Annotated in this window: 20 protein-coding genes and 3 pseudogenes; 17 read left to right on the top strand and 6 right to left on the bottom strand. The window is 37.2% G+C overall.

What is annotated here, in order from left to right; all coding sequences use genetic code 11:
• Position 1 precedes the first annotated feature (1 nt).
• From ppdK to RCG17_RS27405, 3 genes and pseudogenes are all read left to right on the top strand, one after another.
• A pseudogene (gene ppdK / locus RCG17_RS27415) lies at positions 2 to 2,669 on the top strand (pyruvate, phosphate dikinase).
• Between the two features lie 115 nt (positions 2,670 to 2,784).
• Positions 2,785 to 2,976 (top strand): YbxH family protein, encoded by a 192-nt coding sequence (locus RCG17_RS27410; RefSeq protein WP_308173157.1) that lies wholly within the window; start codon positions 2,785 to 2,787, stop codon positions 2,974 to 2,976.
• 34 nt (positions 2,977 to 3,010) lie between these two features.
• On the top strand, positions 3,011 to 5,578 hold the full coding sequence (locus RCG17_RS27405) for a DEAD/DEAH box helicase (RefSeq protein WP_308173156.1): 2,568 nt from the start codon (positions 3,011 to 3,013) through the stop codon (positions 5,576 to 5,578).
• A gap of 147 nt (positions 5,579 to 5,725) precedes the next feature.
• Here RCG17_RS27405 and RCG17_RS27400 read toward each other — a convergent pair whose 3' ends face one another.
• From RCG17_RS27400 to RCG17_RS27390, 3 genes are all read right to left on the bottom strand, one after another.
• Positions 5,726 to 6,394, bottom strand: a complete 669-nt coding sequence (locus tag RCG17_RS27400) for a DUF2642 domain-containing protein (protein ID WP_308173155.1) — start codon at positions 6,392 to 6,394, stop codon at positions 5,726 to 5,728.
• Positions 6,395 to 6,471: 77 nt separating this feature from the next.
• On the bottom strand, positions 6,472 to 7,680 hold the full coding sequence (locus RCG17_RS27395; protein ID WP_308173154.1) for a spore coat protein: 1,209 nt from the start codon (positions 7,678 to 7,680) through the stop codon (positions 6,472 to 6,474).
• Between the two features lie 105 nt (positions 7,681 to 7,785).
• Positions 7,786 to 8,865, bottom strand: a complete 1,080-nt coding sequence (locus RCG17_RS27390) for a CotH kinase family protein (protein ID WP_308173153.1) — start codon at positions 8,863 to 8,865, stop codon at positions 7,786 to 7,788.
• A 192-nt stretch (positions 8,866 to 9,057) separates the two neighbouring features.
• On the opposite strand from RCG17_RS27390, the gene RCG17_RS27385 reads away from it, so the two are divergent.
• On the top strand, positions 9,058 to 9,372 hold the full coding sequence (locus RCG17_RS27385) for a CotG/ExsB N-terminal domain-containing protein (RefSeq protein ID WP_308173152.1): 315 nt from the start codon (positions 9,058 to 9,060) through the stop codon (positions 9,370 to 9,372).
• A gap of 103 nt (positions 9,373 to 9,475) precedes the next feature.
• Here RCG17_RS27385 and RCG17_RS27380 read toward each other — a convergent pair whose 3' ends face one another.
• A complete protein-coding gene (locus tag RCG17_RS27380) occupies positions 9,476 to 9,736 on the bottom strand; it encodes a hypothetical protein (RefSeq protein WP_308173151.1) in 261 nt (86 codons plus the stop codon).
• Positions 9,737 to 10,011: 275 nt separating this feature from the next.
• Here RCG17_RS27380 and dacB point away from each other — a divergent pair.
• The 6 genes and pseudogenes from dacB to RCG17_RS27345 all read left to right on the top strand — a co-directional run.
• Positions 10,012 to 11,321: pseudogene (gene dacB, locus RCG17_RS28430) on the top strand (D-alanyl-D-alanine carboxypeptidase/D-alanyl-D-alanine-endopeptidase); the annotation flags it as partial.
• Between the two features lie 98 nt (positions 11,322 to 11,419).
• Positions 11,420 to 11,863, top strand: coding sequence for a DUF2935 domain-containing protein (locus RCG17_RS27365; RefSeq protein ID WP_308173148.1), 444 nt, complete (start codon positions 11,420 to 11,422; stop codon positions 11,861 to 11,863).
• Positions 11,864 to 12,265: 402 nt separating this feature from the next.
• Complete coding sequence (locus RCG17_RS27360; protein WP_308173147.1) at positions 12,266 to 12,910, top strand: LytTR family DNA-binding domain-containing protein; 645 nt, start codon at positions 12,266 to 12,268, stop codon at positions 12,908 to 12,910.
• A gap of 127 nt (positions 12,911 to 13,037) precedes the next feature.
• A complete protein-coding gene (locus RCG17_RS27355) occupies positions 13,038 to 14,552 on the top strand; it encodes a succinyl-CoA:acetate CoA-transferase ScpC (RefSeq protein WP_308173146.1) in 1,515 nt (504 codons plus the stop codon).
• 151 nt (positions 14,553 to 14,703) lie between these two features.
• Entirely contained in the window at positions 14,704 to 15,180 is a 477-nt protein-coding gene (locus RCG17_RS27350; protein ID WP_308173145.1) for a branched-chain amino acid aminotransferase, read from the top strand.
• A 137-nt stretch (positions 15,181 to 15,317) separates the two neighbouring features.
• Positions 15,318 to 15,803: a PaaI family thioesterase gene (locus tag RCG17_RS27345; protein ID WP_308173144.1), complete on the top strand. Its 486-nt coding sequence runs from the start codon at positions 15,318 to 15,320 to the stop codon at positions 15,801 to 15,803.
• Positions 15,804 to 15,881: 78 nt separating this feature from the next.
• On the opposite strand, the gene RCG17_RS27340 is transcribed toward RCG17_RS27345, so the two are convergent.
• A complete protein-coding gene (locus RCG17_RS27340) occupies positions 15,882 to 16,187 on the bottom strand; it encodes a hypothetical protein (RefSeq protein ID WP_308173143.1) in 306 nt (101 codons plus the stop codon).
• Between the two features lie 348 nt (positions 16,188 to 16,535).
• On the opposite strand from RCG17_RS27340, the gene RCG17_RS27335 reads away from it, so the two are divergent.
• Both RCG17_RS27335 and ftsZ read left to right on the top strand, forming a co-directional pair.
• Positions 16,536 to 17,507 (top strand): phosphotransferase, encoded by a 972-nt coding sequence (locus RCG17_RS27335; protein ID WP_308173142.1) that lies wholly within the window; start codon positions 16,536 to 16,538, stop codon positions 17,505 to 17,507.
• Between the two features lie 310 nt (positions 17,508 to 17,817).
• The gene (ftsZ, locus tag RCG17_RS27330; protein WP_374120881.1) at positions 17,818 to 19,182 is read left to right on the top strand and encodes a cell division protein FtsZ; all 1,365 of its coding nucleotides are present in this window, start codon (positions 17,818 to 17,820) and stop codon (positions 19,180 to 19,182) included.
• A gap of 89 nt (positions 19,183 to 19,271) precedes the next feature.
• Here ftsZ and RCG17_RS27325 read toward each other — a convergent pair whose 3' ends face one another.
• Positions 19,272 to 20,534 (bottom strand): MFS transporter, encoded by a 1,263-nt coding sequence (locus tag RCG17_RS27325; RefSeq protein ID WP_308173141.1) that lies wholly within the window; start codon positions 20,532 to 20,534, stop codon positions 19,272 to 19,274.
• A 311-nt stretch (positions 20,535 to 20,845) separates the two neighbouring features.
• Here RCG17_RS27325 and RCG17_RS27320 point away from each other — a divergent pair, with 311 nt between their 5' ends.
• From RCG17_RS27320 to RCG17_RS27300, 5 genes and pseudogenes are all read left to right on the top strand, one after another.
• Positions 20,846 to 21,754, top strand: a complete 909-nt coding sequence (locus RCG17_RS27320; protein ID WP_374120990.1) for a metal ABC transporter substrate-binding protein — start codon at positions 20,846 to 20,848, stop codon at positions 21,752 to 21,754.
• Between the two features lie 178 nt (positions 21,755 to 21,932).
• Complete coding sequence (gene spoIIP / locus RCG17_RS27315) at positions 21,933 to 22,997, top strand: stage II sporulation protein P (RefSeq protein ID WP_308173139.1); 1,065 nt, start codon at positions 21,933 to 21,935, stop codon at positions 22,995 to 22,997.
• 32 nt (positions 22,998 to 23,029) lie between these two features.
• The gene (locus tag RCG17_RS27310) at positions 23,030 to 23,848 is read left to right on the top strand and encodes a uroporphyrinogen-III synthase (RefSeq protein WP_308173138.1); all 819 of its coding nucleotides are present in this window, start codon (positions 23,030 to 23,032) and stop codon (positions 23,846 to 23,848) included.
• A 178-nt stretch (positions 23,849 to 24,026) separates the two neighbouring features.
• Positions 24,027 to 25,572 (top strand): annotated as a pseudogene (locus RCG17_RS27305) (acyl-CoA carboxylase subunit beta).
• A gap of 29 nt (positions 25,573 to 25,601) precedes the next feature.
• Positions 25,602 to 26,303, top strand: coding sequence for a CoA transferase subunit A (locus RCG17_RS27300; RefSeq protein WP_308173137.1), 702 nt, complete (start codon positions 25,602 to 25,604; stop codon positions 26,301 to 26,303).
• Positions 26,304 to 26,328: the final 25 nt, after the last annotated feature.

Below are 26,328 nucleotides of genomic sequence, written 5' to 3'. Positions count from 1 at the left end.
AATGGGAAAATTTGTTTATCTGTTTCATGAAGGTAATAGTGATATGAAGGAGCTTTTGGGAGGGAAGGGAGCAAATTTAGCTGAAATGACCCGAATTGGGCTTCCTGTTCCATATGGATTTACAATCTCTACTCAAGCTTGCAATGATTACTATAAAGAGGGAAAACAAATTTCCAGCCTGATGGAAGCTCAAATACTGGAGGCCCTGAAAAAACTCGAAGAGAAAATGGGCAAAAAGTTGGGAGACCCCAAGAATCCATTGCTCGTTTCTGTCCGTTCTGGAGCTGCTTTCTCAATGCCAGGTATGATGGACACGATTCTGAATTTAGGGATGAATGATGAAACTGTTGAAGGCGTTGCCCATTTAACAAATAATCCGCGCTTTGCCTATGACTCTTATCGGCGCTTCATTCAAATGTTTAGTGATGTCGTTTTAAATGTTGACACCTATTATTTTGAACAGTTATTAGAAGAAACTCGTGATGAAAAAGGATATTCATCTGATCCCGAGCTTACTGCAGAGGATTGGCAAGAAGTAATTACTGGTTATAAAAAAATTGTACGTAAACATACCAAAAATGAATTTCCTCAAAATCCAAAGGATCAGCTTTTTCTTGCTATTAAGGCAGTATTTGACTCATGGAATAACCAAAGAGCGATTGTATACCGCCGCTTAAACAAAATACCGGAACACTTGGGTACTGCTGTGAATATCCAAAGTATGGTCTTTGGTAATATGGGAAATGATTCCGGAACAGGAGTTGCTTTCACCAGAAACCCCTCGACTGGAGAAGCGGTTCTATATGGGGAATATCTTATTAATGCTCAAGGAGAAGACGTTGTTGCCAGGATCCGGACACCACAACCTATTGCTACCTTAAAGGATGAAATGCCTGAAGTGTTTCAACAATTTTTTGAAACTTGCACCCGACTTGAGCAGCATTATAAAGATATGCAAGACATTGAATTTACAGTTGAACGTGGAAAACTATTTATCTTGCAAACTAGGACAGGTAAAAGAACTGCTCAAGCCGCAATTAAGGTTGCAGTTGACATGGTTGAAGAGGGAATTATTGATCGAAAAACTGCCCTTTTAAGGGTGGATCCAGACCAATTAAATCAATTACTCCACCGTAGGATCGATGATTCTATTGAGAAGAAGCTTTTAGCTAAAGGATTGCCAGCATCTCCTGGTGCAGCAACCGGTCAAGTAGTTTTTGATGCAGATGAAGCGGAGCAATTAAGTAAAAATGGGAAAAAGGTTATCCTTGTCCGTCCAGAAACCACTCCTGACGATATTCATGGGATTATTGCGGCTCAAGCAGTTGTAACGAGCCGTGGTGGTATGACCAGCCATGCCGCTGTTGTTGCTAGAGGGATGGGTAAAGCATGTATTTGCGGGTGTGAAGCTCTGAAAATAGATCTCAAGACAAAACAGGTTACGGTCGGCACCACCACGATCAAATATGGGGAGATCATTACAATTGACGGATCAACCGGAGAAATCATGTTAGGTGAAATTCCCATGATTGAACCAAAACTCTCTGACGAATTTATTTTATTACTTAACTGGGCAGACCAAGAACGGAAAATTGGGGTTAGAGCAAATGCTGATAATCCTGAAGATGCTAGAAAGGCTTTTGAATTTGGTGCAAATGGTATTGGCTTATGCCGTACAGAACATATGTTTATGGATGTTAAGCGACTACCTATTGTTCAAAAAATGATTATAGCAGATAACTTTGAAGATCGGGTTGTGGCTCTTGACCAGTTACTGCCAATGCAACAAAGTGATTTTGAAGGCATCTTTGTGGCAATGCAAGGTAACCCAGTAACCATTCGTTTATTAGATCCGCCGCTGCATGAATTTTTACCAGATAAAGAAGAACTTTTAGTGGATGTAACAAAGCTGCAGATTACAAATCCTGGATCAAAGGAATTGAAGGAAAAAGAACAAATGCTGAGGAAAGTTCGTCAATTGGATGAATTCAACCCAATGCTCGGACTTCGGGGCTGCCGCCTTGGAATGATCCATCCTGAAATTTACGAAATGCAAGCAAAAGCGATTTTTTATGCAACAGCCGCTTTAGCTGAAAAAGGATTTGATGTGAATTCCGGAAATCATGATTCCACTTGTCGGTCATGTTAACGAATTAAAGAAGATGCGTCAATTGGTCATTGACTCCGCGTTGCAAGTAAAAGAGGAAACAGGAAAAGATTTCAATTATACCATTGGGACCATGATCGAAATTCCAAGGGCTGCTTTAACTGCCGACAAAATTGCTGAAGAAGCCGATTTCTTCTCATTTGGAACCAATGATTTAACTCAAACAACCTTTGGGTTTAGTCGGGATGATGCCGAAGGTAAGTTTTTGCAATCATACACAGAACAAAAAGTTCTCCCAGAAAATCCATTTGCCGTTCTTGACCAAGAAGGAGTAGGTAAGCTTGTGGACATGGGTGTGAAGCTTGGAAGAATGACGAATCCTAATTTAAAAACAGGAATTTGTGGTGAACATGGAGGCGAAAAAAGTTCAATCGAATTCTGTTATAAAACCGGGCTCAATTATGTAAGCTGTTCACCTTACCGTGTTCCACTTGCTCGCTTAGCAGCGGCACAAGCAACAATAAAGAATGAAAACAGTGACCGTGTATATACCACAGCCTAAATAACATTAAAACTATTTTCGAACAGAGGATGATCTTTAATGATCGTCCTCTGTTTGTATTTCCAATGTTTTTTCGCTCATACTAAAAAAAAATGAACAGTGAAGGGGCGAAAAAATGGGAGCCATAGAACGAAACGGTTATCAGTTTATTCCAGAATTTAGTGTTATAAAACAAAATGGAGCCATACATGTATATCATCATGATCAATTTATTGAAGACCTGCTATTTCAATTTGAAGGAAAATTTCCCGAGATTGACCAAATTGAGGAATTAGTGAATGATTATTGTATAAAACATGATATATAAGGTTTTTATACTATCAGCAGAGGAGGAATTGTAATTGAGTAAACTGGCCGTGATATATCCTCAAGCTGTCGAACATACGAAGCGGAAAGTCTTTGAAGATATTTACAGTTACCTTGAAATGAAAGAGAATATGCCTTCTTTTGACCAATATTTGCAAGAACGCATGAACTACCTGGAACAAATTTGGCTGAATGTTTGGCTAAATAAAGTTACGAATGATATACCAAGAAATGAGAAAAAGCAAATTTTAAGTGAAAAAGGGTTTGAGGTTGCTGGTGTTGATCGGAAACTTATAAACCGATTATTTCGAAATGAAATGAGGACTTACCAGCCATTTAAAGTACTTGAATGGTTAACAGAAACAATAGGTGAAAATAAACAGGATTGGGAAAATCGGTATTATCATGCCAGAGCTGATTTTTTGAAACGTGAAAAACAAGCACGCCTCCAGGAAAAGAAGGATAAATTCAAATTCCTTATTAAGGATGAGGCGGAATCCATTTTCATGGAAAATAGCGATCAGATTTTTCTGTCGGTAAGGTATGCTGTGGCAAAACAACTATCAAATGATTTTAAAACGAAAAGGAAATATAAAACGGTAGATAAATTTGCATTAGAAGAAAAGTTAGTAGAGGAAGGAAGCTTTCAGAATTCAGAATATACGACAATCCCTACTTTTTTTGAGGAACTTACAGGAGAGATTAACAAAACTTTAGAATGGGGCCGGAGTTATTACACATATGAAACCTATGATTATGTTTATGGAAGATTGATTTCAGATTCCTTGGCTGATATTCTTATCGAAATTGTAAATGACCAGCTTTCACCAAAACTTAAAAATCAGTATTCCGAAATTTTTTCTGAAGAAATTTCCGACACATTTATATGGGGAAGCATCAGTGATCTTGCTGAAGAATTTGAAGAAGAAATCATAAGTGAAATTGAAGAAGAGTATGTATCCGACCTATTGACTCTTGCCGAAACACCATTTAATTTGGTTAAGCATCAGGAACAATATGAAAAAGACCTTATCCGACGAGAAAAAAGAAAGGCAGAAGAACTAGCGGAAATTCAACGAAGACGAGAAGAAGAAGAACGGATGATGGAGGACATCTTTGGGCAGGAGTATAATCCATCACCTGATAGACAAATTCACTATACTCTGCATATCGGAGAAACCAATACTGGAAAGACACACCATGCATTAGAGCGAATGAAGGAAGCGATCAGCGGCATATATCTAGCACCATTAAGACTTTTGGCATTAGAAGTTTATGATAAATTAAATTCCGAAGGCACACCGTGCTCATTAAAAACAGGAGAAGAGGAAAAAATGACTGCCGGTGCAGCACACACCTCTTGTACAGTTGAAATGTTCCAAGAAAAAGATTTTTATGAAGTTGTTGTCATTGATGAGGCGCAAATGATTACGGATAAGGATCGAGGATTTTCCTGGTATAAAGCCATAACTAAAGCAAAAGCAAATGAAGTCCATATCATTGGAAGCAGAAATTCAAAATCGATGTTGCTTCAACTTTTAGGTGAAGCAGAAATTACAATTACCGAATACACACGAGATACACCACTTGAAGTGGAAACGAAGGAATTTAAAATTACCCATGTTAAAAAAGGTGATGCTCTCATATGTTTTTCGAGAAGAAGGGTACTTGAGACAGCATCAAAGCTTCAACATGATGGACATTCTGTAAGTATGATCTACGGAAGTATGCCTCCGGAAACAAGAAAAAAACAAATTCAGCACTTTAATAATGGAGATACAAAAGTCATTGTTTCCACGGATGCAATTGGGATGGGGCTGAACCTGCCAATTCATAGAATCGTTTTTTTAGAAAATGAGAAATTTGATGGGACAAGAAGGAGACGTCTTAGTTCACAAGAGGTCAAGCAAATTGCAGGTCGTGCTGGTAGAAAAGGCATTTACAATGTGGGAAAGGTTGCATTTACAAAAGAGATAAAATTAATGGAAAGATTACTTCTTCAAGAAGATGAGCCAGTTCATACATTTGCAATTGCTCCGACGAATTCAGTATTTGAACGTTTTCAAAAGTACTATCATGATCTTGATACTTTTTTTGAACTGTGGGAAAGATTTAATAGTCCAAATGGAACAAAAAAAGCTTCTTTATCAGAAGAACGGTTACTTTATGAGAGAATTTCCGGTACCGAAATTGAAGCACGTTTATCAATGATGGATTTATATGGTTTTTTGCATCTTCCTTTTTCAACAAAAGAGCAAGAACTTATTTCTCAATGGGAAGAAACCATGTACGCAATTGTAAATGGGGAGAAGCTTCCTGACCCACATATAAAAAATCGAAACTTAGAAGAATTAGAACTTAGCTATAAATCGATTGGACTGCATCTTTTATTTCTATATCGGCTAGGACAGCGAACAGAAGCGTTTTATTGGGAAAGAGTTCGTGAAGAAATAAGTGAGCAGGTTCATGAGCGGCTTAAGTCCGATATTAAAAAATTCACAAAAAAATGCAGGAATTGCGGAAAAAACTTACCTTGGGAGAGTGAATTTCAAATATGTGATACATGTCATTCAGCAAGATATCGCAATAGATATTATTCATAATAAAAAAATATTCTTGATGGTTCAAATCAAAACACCTCCAAAATAAGTGAAGGTGTTTTTTTAATATGTTTATTTAAGGTACCTGTCCTATTTATATCCAGGAAAATAAACCTTTTATTCATACTATAAAAAGGTTTTTTCCTAAACTTATGGAGTATGGATAGATTTTAAATGAGAAACCTTCCAAAATACAGTTTCTCCGCTTGCTACAACCAACTCGGCAATATTATCTTGAATAAGTTTTAACAAACCGATTTTAAACGGGTGGTCTCCAATATCGAATACCACTAAATTTCCTTCCATTTTTTTAATTTGTTCCTCTAAGGAGCGTTGAAGAGTAATTCCTAACGGTTTTACTGGTAGTGCTTTTGTATCAAGGGTGTAGGGAGTAAGATCGGTTTGATAAGGGGTTAGCCATTTCAAATGATTTAATGAAATGAGCATTGTTTTATAGATCGGTGAATAAAAAGAAAAGTAATCATTCATTACATTCGTAACATAACCATGAAGTGACTTATTCCCTGTTACAAAAATTTCCACAAATCTTCCTTTTGCATTCAATAAAGTTTTTCGATAGGAGATTACTGTTTGTTCATCATTGATCGGTGAAATTGGATCATTACCATTAGTCTCTAATTCGATTAAATTATTTACTCTTAGATTATGAACATGTAAAAGAGGGATATAGAAATAATCCATACCATTAAATAAGACTAAAATATCTTGGCCAATATCTTTTAAGATCCCTTGAAAAATTACCTTTCCTGAAACCTCAAGTTCTACTTTTTGTCCAATCAGATTTTGCAGCTTTTTCAATTCCCTGCCTCCTTACTTTTAGGGTGCACACTCACTTTTAGGTGCACCCGTTTCATATAATATTAAGAAAGGGTAGATTATCTATTAGGCATCCATACATAATCCATCGTTTTAACAATTGTTTCATTCGAATTGTTCCCTCGTTGTCTGGAGCTGCTTGAACGTCTTCTCCTAGAGCCACTGGACCTTCTTCTCCTAGAGCCACTGGACCTTCTTCTCCTAGAGCCACTAGATCTTCTTCTCCTGGAGCCGCTGGACCTTCTTCTGCTGGATCTGCTTGAGCTTCTTCTGCTGGATCTGCTTGAGCTTCTTCTGCTGGATCTGCTTGAGCTTCTTCTTCTGGAACTGCTGGATTGTCTGGAACTGCTTGAGCTTAAGCTATTTCCACTTTCTTGGCTATTGGAGTTGCTCTTCGTTGAATATTCTTCATTACCAGAATTCTCTTCTGAATCATCATTATTATTTTCATTTTTCATAACACCTTTTGGACCACAGCTTATACTTTTAATATGATATGGATTAATTCTTAAGACTTCATCATTATTAATTAGAGTATAATGCCCGCCTGCACTTTGAACGAGAATACCTTCTAAAGCTTCAGGGCCTCCGCGGTTAATTGAAACCCATTTGTGGCTCATTTCACCGAAAATGTCATGAAAATTGTCCGTAACGATATATTCTGGGATACTTACTTCCTGTTCTTCTTGATTTTGACTTTCATTATTATTTTGGTTGTATTCACTAATACTCTTCATATGCTGAATGTTATAATAGACAACTCCATCATCCTCTGTTAGTAAGGCAACATAATTATCTGAAACATCTAATAACATACCATTTTTGGATTCTGGACCACCTTGGTTGATTTGAACATATGTCCCTTTAAGGTTCCATACAAGTTCACTAAAATCCGCCCCCGTTTTAAAAGGAAATTCCTGTTCTTCTTCTTGGTTTTGGTAGCGTGGATATGAATTGGATTTTGTATTTTCACTAATGCTTTGGAGGTGTTGAGTCCGATAATACACTACTGTATTTTGGTTATTATCCTGGCTTTGATTATTATCTTGGATTTGATTATTATCTTGGCTTTGATTATTTTTTTGATTATTGTTGCCATTTTTATTATTGTTGTTTTGAGCATAGACAGTAATAAAGTCAGATTGCACATCTAGTAATTTCCCTGTTTTCGACTCTGGTCCACCCCGATAAACCTGTACCTCCTCTCCAATTAATGATTGAAGAAAGGAATGGTACGAATCTAAATTTGGACTCTCCATTTTAGACATAAAATTTTTCCTCCTTGTTATATATCCATAGGGGATATTTATACTCCATATATACGTAACCTAGTCTTCTAGTGAAATGAAGAAAAAGCCTATTCTTTGGCCTATTTATATAAAACTAGATAGCTTCTCAAGGAGGTACTGATTTCGATCTTTGATAAATTGAAAAATAAGCTCCGGCTCATTGTCAAATTTTTCAATTTTATGTTTTATATAAGGATCCTGTAGAACTAAGGGCCTTAACAAATTGTGAAGGTTTTCAACCTTAGGTACCATATAGTCGATAGTAAATTGATTTTCTAAAATGGAAGCTAGAATCTCAGCATACATTTTTTTATAAGTTGGAATATCCAGAAGCCTCGCTGTTAAGGTGTTAAATCCTTCCATTCGAACATAATCATATTCCATCGTATCACCATGGATATCTCTGCCCCATGTTGCATCATAGTCCCAAGGAATAACCTCAAATAGATTCGTATTTCCATTTCGATATAATGCGTAGTTATGGACAAAGCCATCATAGTTTTGTGTACACACTACACCTGCCAGCCATTTAAGATATTTTTCTACATTTAAATGTTTAGAAATAACTTGTTCATATTCATTGCGAGGGGTTGTGTTTAACTCGAAGATGAAATTAACTAAATGTATTGGATCGTCTTTACTACCAATTTTTTGTTCATATCCTGAATCAAGTTGCTTCTTCGTCTCATGATCAATAGGACTCATTAATGAAAAGTTTGCATCATCATCAACCGCATAAAAGATTGCGCCCAAGGGAAGATTGCGCTTTTTCAAAAAGTTTTCATCGACTGACTCAAGTTGCAAATAGACACCTTCGTTTTTACCATTAATTGAAATTTGAACGTGATGAGAAGCAGGGGAAAGAGTACCTATATCTGCAAAAAAGTCTAAGGAGATTTTATTTCTAATTAAAGAGGGATCTTTATATTCAGCATTTAGGTGAATTTCATGTGCATTCCCGAAAGTTTTTGGTTTGTAAAATGTCACATGATAGGATTTTTTCTTAAACTTCCGTATATGGGAACCGCGATAGGCAATATCAATTTCATATCTTTTTTTCCCAGACTTAAAGGTAGCTGGCAATGGTTCATCAATCCATATATCAGACTTTAATTCTTTCAAATCCATTGGATGGATAAAAATGTCATATTTAGGAATGTGCATCTTATTTCCTCCTTTTCCTCTACTGTAAATCCTATGTGGAAAAATATTTACTGGTTCCTCTAGTCAAACGTATATTTTTTAGGAAGGGTACGTTTGTCTAATCAAAGTCGTCCTCTGGTACGTATTTTGTATAAAGATTAGGTTGATGACTCGAGTCCCAGCCTTTTCGAACAAAATAAGGAGGTTCACTTAATGGTTACCTATCAAGTAGAAGATATCCAAAGTGCTGTCGAAGTGTTGACTGCAAATGGGATGGATGGTTTCCTTTTCCAAGAACCGGTCGTAATCAAAGGTCAAGTCGCAGATCAAGCAGCAGACGTTCCCGCAGCAGAAGAAGCTCAAGAAGTGCAAGAACAAGTCGTTCCCGCAGCAGTAGAAGTTCAGATCGTTCCCGCAGCAGCCGTTCAAGCCGCTCACGTCGTTCTCACACTAGTACATCCAGAAGATCTCGTCGTTCGAGTACCAGCCGTTCAAGTTCGAGCTCAAGCCGTCGCTCCCGTTTATTAATTATTTTCAGATCAGAAAGAAGTCATCGCAGCCATAGCTCAACTCACCATTCAAGTTCAAGTTCAAGAAGCCGCAGAAGTCATACTTCCCGTCAAAGTTCTAGTCATAGTTCAAGACAAAGATCAAGAAGCCGCAGAAGCCGTTCAAGCCGCTCAACACGCTTCTCAAGCCGAAGCCAAGCTAGGAGCTCCCGCCGAAGCAGGTCGAGACGTTCACGCAGATCAAGCAGTTCTAGAAGATCAAGTTCTTCAAGACGAAGACGCAGATCAAGTTCAAGCAGCAGTTTCCCATTTAGAACAGCAGACACAATATGGAACAATGGCAATATGGAACAATTAAGAAGAAGATTATAATTATTATGCATTTTTTATCCACCATTTTTATCTGGTGGATTTTTATTTTGATAAAGAGTAAGGTATTTGTCGGGTGGAAATATTAGGATTTAGAAAGATTGCTTATAAGGATGGGAGGCAGTAAGTAAAGTTGTTAGGGAAAATAGGTATTCTTATTATGTCAATCATATTTTGGGGACAAGATTTCAATCAAGAAGAAGTCTTTGCTGTTGAGAATTATATTGGTTTGAATGAACAGCTTAATCAGCTGCTGCAAAATGAGGAGCAGCTAAAAGGAGCAATTGCTGGGATTAGTATTCGTTCCGGGGCTAGTGGTCAACTGATCTATGATCATTTTGGCGATATCCGCTTGCGGCCAGCCTCCAACCTAAAACTGCTGACAGCAGCTACTGCCCTTAATGTTTTAGGGGAAAATTATACTTTTTCTACAGAAGTTTTGACAGATAGTAAATTGAAAAAAGGAATTTTAAAAGGAAATTTATATTTAAAGGGAAAAGGAGACCCAACTCTATTAAAAACAGACTTTGAAAAAATGGCAGAAAAACTCCGAAAATTTGGCTTAAAAAAAATTACTGGTGATGTTGTTGGTGATGATACTTGGTTTGATCAGATCCGTTATCCTCTCGATTTACCGTGGAGTGACGAAACTACTTATTATGGAGCACCAATCTCTGCCTTAACGGCTTCGCCAACCAAGGATTTTGATACTGGTTCAGTAGTCATAGAAGTTATCCCAAATAATAAAATAGGAGCTAAGCCCATTGTTCATGTAAAGCCTAAAACAACAGCTGTTAAAATTATCAATCATGCAAAAACTGTATCAGAGGCGGGAGAAAAAAGCTGAAGATTGTGCGCATGCATGATAAAAAAAACATTGAGGTGAGCGGAACAATATCTGTTTATTCAAAACTTATGAAAGAATGGGTATCCGTACTCGACCCAACCAGTTTTGGATTAGATCTTTTCCAACAATCTTTAAAAAATCATGGAATAAAACTGGATGGCCAAATAAAAATAGGTCACGCGCCCGAAAATATACATCCGATTTTGACCCATCACTCTATTCCTTTATCGCAATTGCTTATTCCTTTTTTGAAACTAAGCAATAATGGCCATGCAGAAATTCTGATTAAAGAAATGGGGAGGAATTCAAAAGGGGAAGGCAGTTGGGAAAAGGGACTTAGTGTTTTTAAAACAGAGCTTGCCAATTTGGGAGTTGATTCCAAAACGATGGTACTTAGAGATGGGTCAGGTGTTTCCCATGTAGATTTGGTGCCTGCAAATCAAATTTCACTGCTCCTCTATAAAATTCAAAAAGAAGATTGGTTTCCATCCTATTTTCAGTCCTTACCAATAGCGGGAAATAAGGAAAAAATGCTTGGCGGTACATTGCGAAAACGCCTGAAAGAGCCTGCTGTTCGCGATAAAGTTAGAGCAAAAACAGGTAGTATTTCAACGGTAAGCTCACTTTCAGGTTATATAAACACCAAAAGTGGCCAACGGCTTATTTTTTCAATTCTACTAAATAACCTATTGGATGAAGAGGATGGAAAAAAAATTGAGGATAAGATTGTTACGATTCTTGCAAACCAATAAGATAATCCTTCTTTAAATAGCATTTGAATTGGACAAAGTGCATAAGTTACAACCTCGGCCCATAAGAATGAAGCAAAGGGAAAAATAGGGGGATAACTATGCAATATTTTTATGGTAATCAAATGCCACTTCGAATCTTGGACGAAGCAGAATTTTGGAAACACCAAGAAGAGGAACATACTGTTGTCATACGCGAGCTTGTGCCAAATCTTGAGATAAATTTTGTTGATGCCCTAAAACAATGGGAAGCAGCCATTGCTCAGACCCGTCAACAAGTCATTCGTTACATCGAATCGGTTGTTCGTTTAGGAACTTATGTACCGAACGAATTGTACCATCAAGTCCTTCAATTGGTAGCTTTTTGCTTGCAGCAGAGTCAAGCATTCATTCAATTATGTGAGCAAATTAAAACACAAAGTAACGCTGTAAGCCAAAACCAAACAGCAAAAGTGGTCTTAAATCATATCATTCGTGAATCGGAATACTTTACAGGAATTGCTCAAGCTTTATTATCAAGTACAAGCAGCGGTTATTCAGAATAATAAAGGCAAAATTTTTTGCCCTCAAGGCTGTCGAAAAACTCGGCAGCCTATCATTTAATTCAATCGCTTTAATGAGTAACTGCGTTAATTCAATATAAAAGGTTTGTGTATAGGCTGTTGAATAGGTCTGTTGATTGGCGCTCCAGGCACTTCGCTTTCCGCAGGCGTGCCGGTGAGCCTCCCCGCGGAAAGTGAGTGCTCGGAGCGGAAATCAACAGGCCCATTTACAGGAACCAACAAAAAAATTTAGTATTTTGCAAAAAAAATGTTTTTTTGTTTTAATTTGTCAACAAAAGTAGATATTTTTTTTATATAATAGATAGTAAGAAATCTGGTTGTTTTATAGCAATTATAAATATTATTTTTTCGTATCAGCCCAATCCGTTTGGAAGGAGCTTTGTTATGGAATCTTTAACAGTTGATTCTCTTATTAATGTAATATGTGAGTTATTATCCGATGAAACCTCTTTCGCAGTTTCGACAGAAACCGAGTACACGTACTATCATCCAAGTAAACGTATTGATTTAAAAATTAATCCAGGTGATCCAGTAAAAGAAGGAACGATTACACACAAAGCACTGATTAGAAAACAAAAAGTTTCTGAATTCATCAATCGGGATATATTTGGGGTGCCTTATCATGGGACTGCTATTCCATATTTTCACGATGGGAAAATAAAAGGCTGCGTAACTGCAGTGGTTCCAGCATTAGCAGACGCAAGGTCGGTTGTTACGATTAAATTAAACGATGGCTGGGTTCCAATTCCATTTTCAGATGTCATCTATATTGAAGCAAGGGATCGGAAGACGTACGTTTTCACAAAAGATAATATGGGTACACATAAATATACCTTAAATGAGTTTGAATATTTTCTCCCTAAAGACTTTTTTGTACGTTGCCATCGTTCTTTTATTGTTAATGTTCATTACATAAAGGAAATTTATCCTGATACCCATTCAACATTTATACTTGCAATGAAAAATAATACTAGAGTTCCTGTTAGCCAATCCTATTCCTCCTATTTTCGAAAATTGCTTTTATTCTGAACTTTTCTATTTTAGTCATCAAATTTGCTTATTCGTCGTAATTTTCTCTAATTCTATCCCAAATTCACTTTTTCGACGGTGGAATCGCTTACAATGTTACAAAAAGGGGTAGAAAGAGGGATGGGAAATGGAAGATAAGTTTCGACGTTTACGGAACAAACAACTTCATGATCTTGTTGTAACACCAGAAGAAGCAGCAGGTTGGATTCAAAATGGTAACACTTTAGGCTTAAGCGGATTTACTAAATCGGGAGATGCTAAAGCAGTCCCGTATGCACTCATAGAACGGGCCAAAACAGAAAAATTTAAAGTAAATGTATATACAGGAGCTTCAATGGGTTCAGATGTTGATAAATTGTTTGCTGAAGCTGGAATCATTAATAAGCGCCTGCCTTTCCAAGCAGAACCTTCAATGAGAAAATCAATTAATGCAGGAGATATGTATTTTGTTGATCAGCATTTATCCCATACTGCTGAACTGCTAAGAAACGATGTAATTGATCCGGTAGATTTTGCGATTGTTGAAGCAGTAGCCATTACTGAGGATGGGCAATTAATTCCTACCACATCTGTCGGAAACTCAATGGTATTTATTCAGCAAGCAAAAAATGTCATTGTTGAAATTAATTTAGCCCAGCCAGAAGAATTAGAAGGAATTCATGATTGCTATGCACCTTCAAAGCAGGGTATGCGTTCACCAATTCCATTGACCAGACCCGAGGATCGAATCGGTACGATTGGAATTCCATTGGATCTTGATAAAGTAAGGGGAATTATTTTTACCAACCAAAAGGATTCTCCATCTACAATTGTTCCGCCTGATGATGAAACGGTTATTATGGCTCAGCACTTAATTGAATTTTTACGTGGAGAAATCAAGGCAGGAAGACTTACGAATTCACTTGCTCCATTACAATCAGGTATTGGTTCAGTGGCAAATGCGGTATTCCACGGTTTTCTAGATTCTGAATTTACTGACTTAGAAGTGTATTCAGAAGTTCTTCAAGATGCTGTATTTGATTTATTTGATGCTGGAAAAGTTAAATTTGCATCAAGCTGTTCTCTTACATTATCTGAAGAAAAAATGAAGCATTTTTATGCAAATTTTGATAAGTATCGTGAACGTTTAATACTAAGACCACAAGAAATTTCAAATCATCCGGAGTTAATTCGCCGCATGGGGTTAATTTCGATTAATACAGCCTTAGAGCTGGATATATATGGAAATGTAAACTCTACACATGTACTTGGTACAAAAATGATGAATGGAATCGGCGGTTCTGGTGACTTTGCCCGTAATGCACGTCTTGGAATTTTTGTTACGAAATCAATTGCAAAAGATGGAAAAATCTCAAGTGTTGTTCCATTTGTTTCACATGTTGACCATACAGAACATGATGTGGATGTAATTGTTACAGAACAAGGATATGCGGACTTACGTGGTAAAGCTCCGAGAGAACGAGTGGAGCTGATCATTGAAAATTGTGCCCACCCAATGTATCGTGTCCAGTTAAGAGAGTATTACAATGAAGCATTGCAAAGAGGTGGACAAACGCCACACGTTCTTGAAAAAGCGTTCTCATGGCATACGAATTTTGCCACAAATGGAACAATGCTCCAAAAAGTCTTACAATCAAACTAATTCATATAAGAAAAGATCTTACCCTAGTGGTAAGGTCTTTTTTAATCCTAAAAACTATTCTCAAAGAGTAATTGATTTTTTTGTGTAGTACATTCAAAATAGATAAAATAGGAATTAAAACAATCATATTTAAGAACTCGGAGGATAGGCAATGATTGAAAAAAACAGTGAAGTACAGTTATCTAATGCGTACATAGAAAGATGCGATAAAGAATCGGAGCATTTGATTTCCGAAGAAAACTTAGCTTTCTTAGAGCAGCCGCTTGAATTTTTAAAGAAACATAAGAATGAATTTATTTATATTGAGTTAGAGTGGCTTGATTCGTTTGGAGTTGATTCTCTTTCCCTAGAATTAGATGATGCTTTTGGAACTTACGACGTCATGTTGGGATTAAAATTGCAAAAAAAATATGATTCATCGCTAAGGGATCAGCTTCACCGGCAATTATCAGGAGAAGAGCCAAAATTTGATTTGATTTTTAATCATAATGATGGCTTATGGGATTTAAATTTTTCTTTAAACTATGTAGAGGGTTTCAATGAAGAGATATCGATAGGAGATGCTTGCAATTTAATTTATCATTTTTTATCTAAACTAGTTGATCAGATAAAAAACAAGGCAGAATGATAACGGTCCAATATATAAAAGGTTAAAGGTACTATCAAAATCATAGCTGATGCTAGTTTTTATGCAGAATTTGTCATTTTAACTCCTTTTTGTTAAGACATTATGTTATAATATTCTGAAAAAAGGAGTGTTAGCAATTGGAAGAGAAAGTATTGCAAGCGATTCAAGACGAGTACCCAGATGATTTTTCCTGGTGCTATGGGTGCGGCCGATTAAATGAAAAGGGGCATCATTTACGAACTGGATGGCAAAAAGAACAAACGATAACCTATTTTACACCTGAACCGGAGCACACAGCATTGCCGGGATTTGTCTATGGGGGCATCATTGCTTCGTTCATTGATTGCCATAGCACAGGGTCCGCCTCTCTTGCACTGCACCAAAAAAATGGACATGTGATTGGAGATGGCTCAGAACCACCTAGGTTTGTAACAGCTTCTTTGAAAGTTGAGTTTGTTAAGCCAACACCACATGGAGTACAATTGAAAGCAGTTGGAAACGTAACTGAAATTCATCCAAAAAAATGGAGTGTGGAGACAGAGGTATTTGCTAATGGAGTCCTTTGTGCCAAGGGTGAAGTTGTTGCTGTAGTAATGCCAAATACTTTCGTTCAAAAAAGCTAGCACGAACAGTACGATTATATTCGTGTTAACATCAATCCACTCATAAATGTTCATTCAAGAGAGCCTATGGCTCTCTTTTTAGCTTAAATTTTCATCTAAACCAGTGTACGGGGAACCAGTAGAAGTATGTTGATTTACCCATCTTAGTGAAGCGTTAGATACAGTGTCCCAGTTGGTGATTTGATCCTTATGTTTTTCCACCCAGTTCATACAATATTGTGGATCGAAGTTATACTCATCACATTGTTGTAAAAATGATTGAATAGTCGTTTCATTACAATTTTCCCAAGAGCCGCAAGTATTGCTCCAAATATTTTCAATCTTTGTCTGCAATGATACATCGTTAATGAAATCAGAAAATTGGTTTTCATTTTTCAATTCCAACACTTCCTTTTTAAACTTTTGTTATTCCATATAACAGTATTTCCAAAGAGGCAGGTTTCATATAATCCTTTTATCAATTTAAGAAAGCTATTTATAGAGTTTCTTGGTAGCTTTTAAAACTTTTATGCTTACCATACTTTTTATATGTGTATGCTATATCACACTTTTTGATTTTAGGGTTCTTAATTGTTATTCCTGTCAGATTTTTGATTTTTATAAATTGCATGTTGTTTCAATTAAGCATTATTTTTTTAAAAAACGAACTAATTATACTATAATGCTTTAAATAGACGAATAAGCAGATATAAGGGGTTTTCGTACCTTATTTATGAAGGCAGGCAGTGAGAAATGTTTAAGTGGCAAGATGATTACATACTTGAAAATGGACAATTAAATGACTCAATTATTGTAAAGAGAGAGCCTTTAGAAACTATCACTAAGGGAAGAATAATCGAACGAGTTTACACAACACCAGAAGAAAGTTTTATTTTTAAACGATTTACCAATGATAGTCAAAGTGGAAAAGAGATCTGGGTCCAAGAAAATATCTTAACATCCTTCCCGAACTTTTATCCTAAGATCATTGCGTATTCCTTTTCGGTTAGTCAGTATACCGGCTGGACCGCTTTTACGGACCTCGGGTCTATTAAACATGAATATACAAGTGACATTCTAAATGATGTAACGAAACAAATAGTGTGGTGGCATTCACTGCCTGTAGGTATGTGGAAGAATGCTCCATTAAGCGGTTTAAAACCCAAAATAGAAGAAATAAAAATGTCTCTAAAGCAAAGTAAAAACAAAATTAACAAATATTTATCAATTGCTAATATTCCAAAAAGATATATAAGCGTGTTATTTTCGCACCTTGAAAAATGGGAATTTTCAAAGGAGCTTGTTTTGTCTCATGGTGATCTACATACCGGCAATTTCGGAATGTCGCAAAATAAATTAGTGATTCTTGACTGGGAATATGCGCATTTAAATACAAGGTATTGGGACTTGTATCATTTAATTGATCTTTCACATCCATTATATCCTAAGAAAGTTACAAGCGAATTACGCAATCAAATTTTGAACGAATACTTCAATCGAGCAAATTCATCAAGAAGTAAATTACAAAAGGAGAGTTTCAAAGCGGAGTATTATTTATTCTCTGCAACCTTTTCCTTGTGGATGATCATGCTGATCGTAGAAGATTTGAAACGAAAGGACAACAGATGGACGGAGGAAGTATTAATGAACCAGCTCGATGAAACATCGATTAGCTTTGTTCAATGCATTGAGGAATTAACAAAGGGGACTTCATTGGAAACTTAAGAAGGAGTGGGGTCTCTTTTTTTGTGGATAATTGTAAGGGTTGTACTTCTATCATCCTGTTGAAAAGTTTCATATGCAAGATGTTTTCGTTACAAATATTTCGGAAAGATATCGAAACTAACAATTTGTCAAACAAATAGGAATTTCATACTTTTTGTCGAAATAGTGTAGAAAAAAGAACTTATGATTTTTGAAATGGTTTTCCTGCATTGACAGGATATAAAGGTCCATTATCCATGAAAATAAGTGAAATTTATTCAGGTACTTTTTATAAGAAATCTTATCAATGCATTGGAGGAAGAGACTTAATATGTTGGATTTTGAAACTAATTTTGATCAACTAGCTAAAATAAAGGTCATTGGTGTAGGCGGCGGGGGAAACAATGCAGTGAACCGTATGATCGAAGATGGGGTAGAGGGTGTAGAATTTATTGCAGTCAATACAGATGCCCAATCCCTTCATCAATCTAAAGCTGAAATTACCATGCAAATCGGTGCATCTTTAACAAAAGGTTTAGGAGCAGGTGCAAATCCGGAAATAGGGAAAAAAGCAGTAGAAGAAAGCAAAAGGCAAATCCAAGAAGTTCTTCAAGGTGCAGATATGGTTTTTGTTACCGCTGGTATGGGTGGCGGGACAGGGACAGGGGCAGCTCCTGCGATCGCAGAAATCGCTCAAAAATTGGGTGCTTTAACGATTGGAGTTGTTACACGTCCATTTAAATTTGAGGGGAAAAAGAGGGCAATGAATGCGGATAATGGGATTGAAGCCTTGAGAAAAGCAGTTGATACTTTAATCATTATCCCTAATGACCGCCTTTTGGAAATTGTAAATAGAAGTACTCCTATGCTGGAGGCGTTTCGTGAAGCGGATAATGTTCTTCGCCAAGGTGTACAGGGGATTTCAGATTTAATCGCAGTACCAGGTTTAATCAATCTGGATTTTGCTGATGTAAAAACAGTTATGACGAATAAAGGAACTGCCTTAATGGGTATTGGTATTGCCAAAGGTGCAGACCGTGCAGTTGAAGCTGCACAGAAAGCAATCAACAGTCCTTTACTAGAAACTTCTATTAACGGAGCAAAAGGGGTATTAATGAACATAACGGGCAGCAGCAATTTAAGTCTTTATGAAGTACAAGAAGCGGCAAATATTGTTGCGTCTGCTTCACATGAGGATTTAAATATGATATTTGGTTCAATCATTAATGAAAATTTAAAAGATGAAATTGTTGTAACCGTGATTGCCACTGGATTTGACGAAGAAAAGATAGCAGATGCAGAGCCGTCATCACTTCCGGTAATGGAGGAATGGACTAATCCAATTCATAAGGAACGAAACAGACAACAGCGTTCAAGAATGTTTGATGGTGATTCTTATCTTGGCTATGAAGATCAAACATATTCCCAGCAGTCCACCGAAGAATGGTCTAATCCTCCACATTGGGAGCAACAAAGACAGTATCAGCCTAAAGAAGAACTTATTGAAGATTACGAGGCCTCATCATTTTCCGCTTCACCAAAGGAAAATTGGTCACATGTTGAAGTTACTGAAAGGCGAAGGAACTATCAATTTGATGAGGAATATGTTGAAGACCAGGAAACCACGTCTGAAGAACAGGAGAAGTCTTTTGATTTACCCGCCTTTTTCCGCAGAAGAAATAGGCGAAAAAGATAAGCTTTTTCTTAATCAGCAAAAAAATATACAAATATGCTATAAAAAGGGAAACTGGAGTCTAAATTCTAGTTTCCCTTACTTTTTTACAGCTATTCTGTTTTTGGCAAATATGCACTAAGGAGGGAAGCAAACAGCAAGATGGATGCTGCAATTATAAACGAACTTGTGTAACTTCCTGAAACATCAAACAGGTAACCAGGAAGGTAGGAGCCAATGGCCGAACCTAATTGATGGCTCATATACAAAAAGCCAGTTGCAATTCCCAAAGATTGACCTTGAAAATAAGACGCAAGCACCTTAATTGTTGGGGCAACTACCGAAAAGTCAACCAAACCAAAGGTAATAGAAAAAACAAATAAAAGCCAAGGGTGATTTAGAAAATATCCCAGCCATTCGCTATTAAGCATAAATAATAGTAAGAACAGGATTGTCAATCCACGAACAAAATATATGAAGGATAACATTTTTCGATTATTTAACTTATCGGCTAAAATACCGGCGATTACAGTTCCACCAGTGTTAAATGCGGCAAGCAAACTTACTGCCGCCCCTGTTACAGCTACCGAAAATCCGCAAGTTTGGGAAAAAGGGATTAAATGGGTATCCATTAATCCTGTGGTTGTAAATCCGCAAATAAAATAAGGAATAACGAGGAACCAAAATCCCCGATGCTTTAGATATGATTTTCTTTCCATTGTCGGTTTCGTTTTCTCTGCATTATGTACAGTTTGGTCTGCTGTTTTCTTGTCGAGACCGAAGGGGAGTATTCCCAAGTCAGCCGGGTCGGATTTAAGAAATATAGTAATAATGGGAAAAATAAAGAGCAGTAAAATACCTCCTAAAACAAGGTCTGTCATTCTCCATCCAAATTTTTCAATTAAGAAAAGGGAGCTAGAAACCACTAACATTTGCCCTGCGCCAAAACCAGCCTCTACTAGACCAAGCGCCAGTCCCTGTTTTTTATGGAACCATTTTGTTACTGCTAATGAGGCCGTAACACCTGAGGCACCGCCAAAACCAAGTGAAGATATAATGCCATACAGCAGGAACAATTGCCAGATTGCTGTTGCATAATAACTTAATAGGGTAGTAATCCCGAGCAAAATTATACTAACAACAAAAATTCGTTTAACTCCGAATTGATCAATAAACCTGCCTATGATCGGCTGGGAGATTGCAAACACTGCAAAGCTTATGAATGAAATAGCTGATACCATCCCTCTTGATGCAGAAAACTCCATCTCCCAAGGATGCATGAAGGCACCAAAAGAATATCTTAATCCTTGTGCTGCTAATACACCAATAAAGGAAACAGCTAAGATGACCCAACCATAATGTATTTTCTTTTTCAATGAAACGTCTCCTTTCTATTCTTTCTCCATTATAAATAATTTTTTAAAAATAGTATGTATATTGTAAAAAATGAAAAAACCTACTTCCTTGTGAACATTCCGTTTTTTCATTTAATAACCATACCCTCAAAGGTTGATTAAACAGCGATTCAAAAAGATTTGACTTTATTAAGCAAACAGGTTAATATACAATTCGAAATAATTACGATTTATATCATAAATTCTATTAAAATATTGAAATGAAAACTGTCACCCTTATTAGGAAGGGCGAAGGGAAGAGAAAAGTGGGAAAATTAACGTGGATTTTTGTCATGTTTCTATTAATATTAACAGGTTGTTCAAGTGAAGCTCCTCAAAAGAATGGGGAAAACAGCCCCCGAAAATTAGAAATTGTCACCACATTTTATCCAATGTATTACTTTACTAAACAAGTGGTGGGGAATACCGCTAATGTCACACAGTTAATCCCAAATGGAGTAGAGCCCCACGATTGGGAGCCTACAGCAAGGGATATGGCAAAGATGCAGGATGCAGATGTATTTATCTATAACAGTCGCTATTTCGAAACATGGAAGGAGAAAGTATTTCAAAGTATCGATACTTCACATCTAAAGGTAGTAGAGGCAGCAAGTAAAATTAAGCTTATGGATGCAAACGGCCAGGAAATGGAAAACGGTCCAGGAGCCTCAAAAGACCCGCATGTTTGGCTCTCGCCAGTTTTAGCACAGCAAGAGGTTGATCAGATTGCAATTGCACTGAAACAAAAAGACCCAAAACATAGTGCGCAATATGAAAAAAATGCAGAGGCATTTAAAGCTAAACTAAACAATTTAGATCAATTATTCAAAGAAACGATCAATAAGGCTCCTCGGAAAGAATTTGTTACCCAGCATGCTGCCTTTGGTTATTTGGCAAGACAGTATGGTTTAAAGCAAATCGCGATTGCAGGTTTATCACCTGATGTTGAACCAACACTTGGTAAATTAGCCGAGTTGGCAAAATTAACAAAGAAAAAACATATTGATATTATTTACTTTGAGGGTCTCACATCCTCAAAGGTAGCGAGCACATTAGCGAATGAAATCGGAGCAAAAACCGAAGTTCTAAATCCACTTGAGGGACTTACAGCAGACGACAAGAAACATGGCCTTGATTATTTAGGCGTCATGAAAAAAAATTTAAAAGCTCTGAAAAAAACTTTATATCAAATAAATAATTAATCTATTAATAAGAATCTGTTAAAAAGTAGTTTAGGTTGCTTCTATCTATTTTCTAGTTTGCATAACTATTAAATAGAAGGAGGCGCCGTAATATGAAAAAAAGAAGCAGATCAATATATTTGTCCGGATTAATGGTGCATTTTTATCAATTCTATTTGTGTTTATTTTGATTGCAGGAATGACTACCTCTTTTTCCATGTCCATGTCTTCAGATTCTGTTGGTACAGTTCTTGAAAAATCTGATTTAAATAAATTGTTTTTGTACTTTTATGGGGTTGAGAATAATTATTATACCCAAGACAACCCAGAACTAAATGATATCCCGTTGACAAAGATTGGTTTTCAATTAGCTACCAATCTAAAAGTAAATGATGTCCGCACGTTTTTTGCGAGAGAAGTGCCTGGATTTTCAGACTTTAATACAAAAATACAGGTGGCGGGCCAAGGAACAGACATCACTTCTTTGCCGATTGAATCTTCACCTCCTATGGATGTAATTTTAAAAGAAAGACAAATTGCCCAAAATGCGTTAAATGGGAAAAAAACAACGGAAAAGTCGAACCAGCCGCCAACGCAAACGACGAATGGAAAAAAAGTAGTGTTTATTTATCACTCACACAGCTATGAATCGTATTTACCACTGCTTCAAGGAGTCAAGAACCCAGATGATGCTACAAGTTCAAATAATTCGGTCAATGTCGTTGGTGTTGGTGACATGCTAGCTGCTGACTTAGAAGACAAAGGAATTGGTTCAGAACACAGCGTCATTAATGTCGCCCAAAAGTTACAAGAAAGAGGCTGGACTTCGAACAATGCATACCAATACTCACGGGAGCTTGTTAAAGAAGCGATGGCAAGTGATCAAGATTTAAAATTTATGATCGATATTCACCGGGATTCATTGCGAAAAAATAAAACAACGACTAGTATAAATGGTAAAAGCTATGCTCGCTTAGACTTCATCGTGGGGGAAGCAAATCCCAACTTTAAACAAAACCTTGAACTTGCGAAACAACTGCATGCTGCGGTTGAAAAGAAGTATCCAGGATTAAGCCGCGGTGTATTTTCCAAAGATAAAACCATGGGGAATGCGGTTTATAACCAGGATCTTTCACCAAGGGCCATTTTGATTGAAGTGGGCGGAGTCGATAATAACCTTGAAGAATTACAAAACGCCATGGATGCCTTTGCTGATGTATTCAGTCAATATTACTGGCAAATGAAGGGAGCAGGGCAGTTCTAAGCAGATATAAAAATAAGAAGAGGGATTCGAAAATGGGAAACGGTTTAGAAGGAAAACGAATCGCCCTTGGCGGTTCGCGAAAAACTGAAGAAATAAGTATTTTAATTGAAAAACAAGGCGGAATTCCAATTGTACGTTCACTCCAAGGAATCACTTATTTGGCTGAAAAAGAAGTTGAACCTGATTTATTGAAATTTGTCAATGCAGGGGCAGATTGGGTGATTTTCACAACAGGAATTGGACTGGAAACCCTTGTTAATCTTGCTGAAAAACTAGGGGTTAAAGATCAGCTCCTCTCCATTATTCGTCATGCGTATGTTGCATCAAGGGGCTATAAAACATTAGCGGCTTTAAAAAAATTAGGTATCCAGCCTGTAGCAGTTGATGAAGATGGAACGACAAAAGGATTAACCCGCACCTTGAGAAATATAGATTTTACTGGAAAAAGAGTGATGATTCAGCTTCATGGGGAAACGACTCCATCGTTAACAAAATTCTTTGAAGACCAGGGGGCAGAGGTTACAAAGATCCTTCCTTACCAGCACATTGCTCCAGAAATAGAAACCGTTACAAAATTATGCGATGAAATGCTAGGGCATGAAATCGATGCAGTTTGTTTTACGACTGCTGTTCAAGTTCGTTCTTTATTTAATTTTGCAAGGGAAAATGAGATTTCGAACAATTTGTTAAACTGTTTTCAAGAAAATGTTGCTGCTGTTGCAGTTGGAAAAGTTACTGCTGAAGCACTCAAAGAAGAAGGTGTTGAACGTGTTATCGCACCTGAGCTTGAAAGAATGGGTGCGATGATCGTTGAGTTATCCAATTATTATACGAATAATACCGTAAAATAAATTCTCTCAAAAAACAAAGCTAAGCCCCCATGATACGGTGCGAAGCTTTGTTTTTTTTACATTTAATTGATTTCCATTAAGGTAGGTATTTTCCTTGCCCCACTCATGTATATATGGAAGGATAGAGTTTTATTATGGAAAATGAGTCATTTGCATGGAAAGAGAGAGGAGGAAGGATATGTCCACAGAGGTTAATTCACAAGACCAACCATTAAAAGAGCATTCCGAACGTATTTATAAAGGAGGGGCGCCAAAGTATCATCAAAAAAATGATGAACAAGGAAAGTTTTTTGTACGTGATCGGCTAAAGTTGTTATTGGATGCTGACTATGAAATAGAGGATGCAATGTTTGCAAACTGCCTGGCCAAAGACCTCCCTGCGGATGGTGTTGTCACCATGATCGGGAAAATAAATGGTCAAGTTGTTTGCGTAATGGCGAATGATTCTACTGTCAAAGCAGGTTCTTGGGGTTCACGTACGGTAGAAAAAATCATTCGCATCCAAGAAACTGCTGAAAAGTTAAAAGTACCCTTAATTTATCTTGTCGATTCAGCGGGGGCACGGATTACAGATCAAGTAGAAATGTTTCCCGGTCTGCTGAGGGGCGGGAAGAATTTTTTACAATCAAGTAAAATTATCGGGAAAAGTCCCTCAAGTTTGTGTTTTATTTGGACCCTCTGCTGCAGGAGGAGCCTACATACCAGCATTTTGCGATATTGTGATCATGGTGGATGGGAATGCTTCAATGTATCTTGGTTCACCAAGAATGGCTGAAGAGGTTATTGGTGAAAAGGTCACTCTAGAGGAAATGGGTGGCGCCCGCATGCATTGCAGCGTTTCAGGATGTGGTGATATTCTTGCCAAAAATGAAACAGAAGCAATTAAACTTGCTCGAGACTACTTGGAATTTTTCCCTGCGAACTACTCAGAAAAGCCGCCTCAAAAGGAAAGTGTTTCACCTAAAAATTATGAAAAAACAATAGAAGAACTGATTCCGGCCAATCAAAATATTGCTTTTAATATGCATGACTTGATTTACAGAATTGTTGACGATGATTCATTTTTTGAAATAAAAAAGTTATTTGCAAAGGAATTGATAACTGGTTTGTCGAGGATGAACGGGAAACCTGTAGGAATTATCGCCAATCAGCCTTGTGTTAAGGGCGGTGTTCTTTTCCATGATTCTGCAGATAAGGCCACAAAATTTATCAACCTTTGTGATGCCTTCCATATTCCACTTCTGTTTCTGACTGATGTCCCTGGATTTATGATTGGCACAAAAGTAGAACGTGCTGGAATCATTCGTCATGGAGCAAAAATGATTTCCGCCATGGCTGAAGCAACTGTCCCGAAAATATCGGTAATAGTCCGTAAAGCTTACGGTGCGGGCCTGTATGCAATGGCAGGCCCTGCGTTTGAGCCGGACTGCTGCCTGGCACTTCCTACTGCACAAATTGCTGTAATGGGCCCTGAGGCTGCTGTAAACGCTGTTTATTCAAACAAAATTGCTCAATTGCCAGAAGCCGAGCGGGCAGCATTTATCTCCGAAAAACGGGAGGAATATAAACAGGATATTGATATCTATCGATTAGCATCAGAAATGATCATTGATGGAGTGATACCTGCTCATTCGCTAAGGGAGGAGTTAATTAAACGCTTTGAGGTGTATTCCTCAAAATATGTAATCTTCTCCGCGAGAAAACATCCAGTCTACCCAGTATAATTTTATCATCTAAATAAGGAGGCATTTTGGTGAAAAATGATAAACTAATCGATTCTTATTTAAATGCGATTGAAGATATTTCAGATGGAGCAACCATTATTGTAGGTGGTTTTGGACTTTGTGGAATTCCAGAGAAAGCTATTTTAGCATTAAGAGAAAAAGGAACGAAAGATTTAACGATTGTCAGTAACAATTGCGGTGTTGATGATTGGGGTCTTGGGTTGCTTCTTGCCAATAAGCAAATCAAAAAAATGATAGCTTCCTATGTTGGCGAAAATAAGATATTTGAAACTCAGTTTTTAAGCGGGGAACTAGAAGTAGAAATGGTACCACAAGGAACATTAGCCGAAAGGATTCGGGCAGGCGGTGCAGGCATTCCTGGTTTTTACACAGCAACGGGTGTTGGGACTGCGATTGCTGAAGGGAAAGAACACAAAGTTTTTAATGGAAGAACTTATATTTTAGAGGAAGGGATTGTAGGTGATTACGCTTTTGTGAAAGCGTGGAAAGCTGATCGTCTTGGAAATCTGATTTATCGAAAGACAGCACGTAATTTTAATCCGCTTGCCGCTATGGCTGGCAAAATAACAATTGCGGAAGTTGAGGAACTTGTCAAAGCGGGACAGTTGTACTCCGACGCTATTCATACCCCCAGCATTTATGTCCAACGGTTACTTTTAGGTGAGAGTTATGAAAAAAGAATTGAGAGAAGAACTGTTACCCAAGCATAGATTTTTTTATAAGGGAGGAGAAATG

This window comes from Neobacillus sp. PS3-12 (assembly GCF_030915385.1).
In the GTDB taxonomy this organism is placed as follows: domain Bacteria; phylum Bacillota; class Bacilli; order Bacillales; family Cytobacillaceae; genus JAEVLT01.
Note: the sequence above shows the minus strand (reverse complement) of the source record. Positions and strands in the feature narration are given on the sequence as shown.